Annotated in this window: 1 protein-coding gene; it reads right to left on the bottom strand. The window is 45.3% G+C overall.

The annotated features are described in order from the left end of the window. On the bottom strand, positions 1-329 hold a 329-nt coding region (locus KH400_RS30450), incomplete at both ends, for a hypothetical protein (RefSeq protein ID WP_217228729.1).

Below are 329 nucleotides of genomic sequence, written 5' to 3'. Positions count from 1 at the left end.
TTTTCCTTTTTTTTTTTTTCCTTTTTCTTCCCCTCTCCCCCCCCTCCTTCTTCTCCTTTTCCCCCCCCCTTTTTTTCCTTCTTTTTCTTTTCTCCTTTCTCCCTCCCCTTTCCCTCTCCCCTCCTTCCTTTCTCCCTCTCCTCCTCTTTCTCTTCTCTCCCTTCCCCCCCTTCCCCTTCTTTCTCCTCTTCCCCCTTTTTCTCTTTCTCTTTCTCCTCTTCCTTTCCCCCTTTCTTCCTCCTCTTTTCTTTCTTCTTCTTCCTCCTCTCCTCCCCTCTCTCTCTTCTTTCTTTTTTTTTCTTTTTTTCTTTTCCCCCTTTTCTCTTTTT

It is taken from the genome of Desertibacillus haloalkaliphilus (assembly GCF_019039105.1).
Lineage (GTDB): Bacteria > Bacillota > Bacilli > Bacillales > KJ1-10-99 > Desertibacillus > Desertibacillus haloalkaliphilus.
Note: the sequence above shows the minus strand (reverse complement) of the source record. Positions and strands in the feature narration are given on the sequence as shown.